Here is a 3,276-nt window from a genome sequence, read left to right as displayed (position 1 = left end):
AGCAACGCTGCTAAAACACATACAGATGCGAGCGATGCCAGCCTTACCGTTCCGGGGGTCGCGCGCCATGCCCGTAAACCAGGACGCCACTCTACCCAGGACTGACCCGACATCCAGGCCATTACGGACAAGGCGAGCGGCGCCGCACTGTATGCCAATGCCCGCTGAGGATTGGCCCAGAACGCGAGCATCAAGGCAACTCCCAGCGCCACGCTCCACATGATCATGTGTTTCGGCGACGTGGCGAGCAGATAGCGCCACCCGAAGTACAGGCTGAAACAGGCCATGTACAGCACGCTGCCGTACGAGCCCTGGCCGAACAGGTTCTCCGCCATGACCCAAGATATGCCACCGGCAAAGATCGCCACGACCAGCACTTTCAACCAGACCGACTTGGTAAGCATGCCGGTAACCAGCCACAAGCTAAACAGCACCAGTACGCCAGTAAACGTCCCCGAAATCGCGTGCAGGAAAAATCCGTTCTCTATCCAGGGCAAGAAAGGAAGGATGAAGATGTGCCCGAACAGCACCCAAAGATCACCATTGACATAGTTCCAATCGGCGGGAAAGAAGTCGCCCGTGCGACGAATCTCCTCGGCCAGTAGGCTCTTGGCTGCCGAATCCGAATGAAAATCCAGCATGTAACCCTTGAACACATAGTAGAACAGCAGCACCAGGTTGATTGCCAGAACCACCAGAAGTGCCTTCTTGGCCCAGCGCTGGGCCTTGTCGGACAGCTGCGCGAAAAGCTCAGCCTGGAGGCGCGTCGGTTCAGACATTTGCGTTTCCCTTTGATTCAATAGCAATAGCGTCGACTGGAGTTCCATACATCCACTGCAAGGTCGACGCGAGCGGAATGCTCGGCAACTCACCGATAGCGTTTCGCAGCTTGGCGGGATCCCCTACCAGGGTATGCACTTCGTTCTCGCGTACAAACGCCGGGTTTACACGCACCTCGATTTCATAGCCCGCGATTCTCGACATCATTGCAATCACGTCGGCTAGCTTGTGCTCGACTCCCGTGCACAGGTTATAGGCATGGCCATCACGCCCTTCAGTGGCCAGGCGAAGGTAGCTTTCCGCCACATTGCGCACATCATTGAAATCTCGACCGACGTTGATATTTCCGAGCTCTATCATCGATTCCCGGCGCCTGAAGTGGGAAACGATCTTCGGGATCAGGAATGCTTCGGACTGACCCACACCCGTGTAGTTGAACGGGCGAACCACCGTGATGGGGAGCGTCTCCTGGAACTGCCTGGACATGTACTCCATCGCAATCTTGCTGACCGCGTAGTCGTTTGCGGGCAGCGGCATACGCTGCTCGTCGATGATGCCGCCTACATTCCCGTAGACGTTGGCACTACTGGCGAGCAGAACCCGCGATGGGCGCTTGCCGGACTGCTGCAGGCCGGCAAGCAGATTGCGCGTACCCAGGACGTTCACTTGGTAAATGGAGCCGATGTCCTGATGCGCCACGAACGCGATTCCGGCCAAGTGGACCACGACGTCCGGCTGCACGTCTTTGAGGGCCCGTTCCACCTGGAATGGATCCGTCAACTCAACCAGCGAGTCAACGTGCGCTGCCTCCACCGCGCGATTACCCCAACCGACCACGCGATAGCCAGCACGCTGAAATGCACGGGTGACATAGCGCCCGGTGAAGCCCGCGGCGCCGGTTACCAGCGCGACCCTCGACTCAGAATGAGAAGCCATTTCGGTTCCTGCGAAGGTCGGCCTCGACCATCATGCCGCACAACGATTCGAGCGATGTCCGTGGCTCCCAGCCCAACTCGGACTTGGCCTTCGCGGGATCTCCGATGAGAAGATCCACTTCAGCAGGGCGGTGGAAGCGTTGATTGATGCTCATAACGGTCTTTCCCGTCGAGGTGTCGACTGCAATCTCCTTCAAGCCGGCGCCACGGAACTCAACTTCGATCTCGGCGGCAGCAAATGCCATGGCAACAAAGTCGCGTACGGTTTCCGTGCGGTTGGTCGCCAGCACGAAAGTATCTGCGTGCTCAGCTTGCAGAATCCGCCACATGCCCTCGACGTACTCCTGCGCGTAGCCCCAATCACGACGAGCGTCGAGATTCCCCAACTCGAGACATTCGGCATCGCCCAGCTTGATCTTGGCGACCGTATCGGTGATCTTGCGGGTAACGAATTCGCGACCCCTTAGCGGGCTCTCGTGATTGAACAGGATGCCGCTGCACGCGAACATCCCATAGCTCTCGCGATAGTTGACCGTCATCCAGTGCGCGTAGAGCTTGGCGACGCCGTACGGGCTACGCGGATAGAACGGAGTGGATTCAGTCTGTGGTACAGCTTGGACCTTGCCGAACATTTCAGAGGTCGATGCTTGATAGAAGCGGATCTCAGGATTGACCAGACGGATCGCTTCCAGAAGGTACAGCGCGCCGATACCAGTGATCTGTGCGGTCGTGGTTGGCTGCTCGAAGCTGACGCCGACAAAACTTTGCGCAGCAAGGTTGTAGATCTCATCGGGCTTGATTCGCTGGAGCATGCCGATCGTGGCACCCAGGTCGGTCAGGTCGTACTCGATCAGCGACAGATCCGGATGGTTCTCCACTCCGAGCTCGGCAAGCCGCCAGAAGTTGACCGAACTGGTCCTGCGATAGGTGCCGAACACGCGGTAGCCTTTACCAAGCAGTAGCTGCGCAAGGTACGCCCCGTCTTGTCCGGTGATGCCGGTAATGATTGCGGTTGGCATGTCAGTAATTCTCGATCAATGTGATGCAGTGAGGGGGCGTCGGGCGGCGGCGGCGTTCAGCAGCCCTCTCGAAATATCGACTAGTCGGGACATCAGGTTCGGCCAGCTACGAGCGGAGATCCATTCATTCTGACCGTCTACGACGGTTTCTACTCTTTCGTCGGAGAGCCAACGCAGCAGATCGGCGGCAATGTCGGCGCTTCGGCAGGAGGAGAAACGCAAGCCATTGCCATTCAGATCGGAGAAAATGGCGAGCGGCGTGACCGCAACGGGTCGACGCGCCGCCAAGCCGAAGCGAACCGCGCCACTCGCCGACTCGGCTGTGTCCTGATAGGGGAACGCAACCACATCTGCAACTTCCAGTAGTGCCAGACTGGCGGCCTCGGGAAGGAAATCGGTGAACATCCGCACCTTGTCCGCAATCCCCAGCGATTGGATGCTCGTTGCGAGTTCATCCATGAGCTCCTTCGATACGTCGGCCGGGTACAGCGAGTTGACCATGAAGAAGTAGACGTCATCGCGTTGGCGGCAAACATCCGCCA

4 protein-coding genes are annotated in these 3,276 nt (G+C 58.3%); all 4 read right to left on the bottom strand.

The genetic code is table 11. The features are described from left to right. A partial coding sequence (locus tag ACSION_RS18695; protein ID WP_435307265.1) for a hypothetical protein occupies positions 1–779 on the bottom strand: 779 nt, incomplete at its 3' end. Beyond that, on the bottom strand, positions 772–1,716 hold the full coding sequence (locus tag ACSION_RS18690) for an NAD-dependent epimerase/dehydratase family protein (RefSeq protein WP_435307264.1): 945 nt from the start codon (positions 1,714–1,716) through the stop codon (positions 772–774). The genes ACSION_RS18695 and ACSION_RS18690, both read right to left, overlap by 8 nt. Continuing rightward, complete coding sequence (gene gmd, locus ACSION_RS18685; RefSeq protein WP_435307263.1) at positions 1,700–2,734, bottom strand: GDP-mannose 4,6-dehydratase; 1,035 nt, start codon at positions 2,732–2,734, stop codon at positions 1,700–1,702. Before gmd ends, ACSION_RS18690 begins: the two co-directional genes overlap by 17 nt. A gap of 15 nt (positions 2,735–2,749) precedes the next feature. Next, a partial coding sequence (locus ACSION_RS18680) for a hypothetical protein (protein WP_435307262.1) occupies positions 2,750–3,276 on the bottom strand: 527 nt, incomplete at its 5' end.

It is taken from the genome of Pseudoxanthomonas sp. LjRoot125 (assembly GCF_964252705.1).
Taxonomy (GTDB): domain Bacteria; phylum Pseudomonadota; class Gammaproteobacteria; order Xanthomonadales; family Xanthomonadaceae; genus Pseudoxanthomonas_A.
Note: the sequence above shows the minus strand (reverse complement) of the source record. Positions and strands in the feature narration are given on the sequence as shown.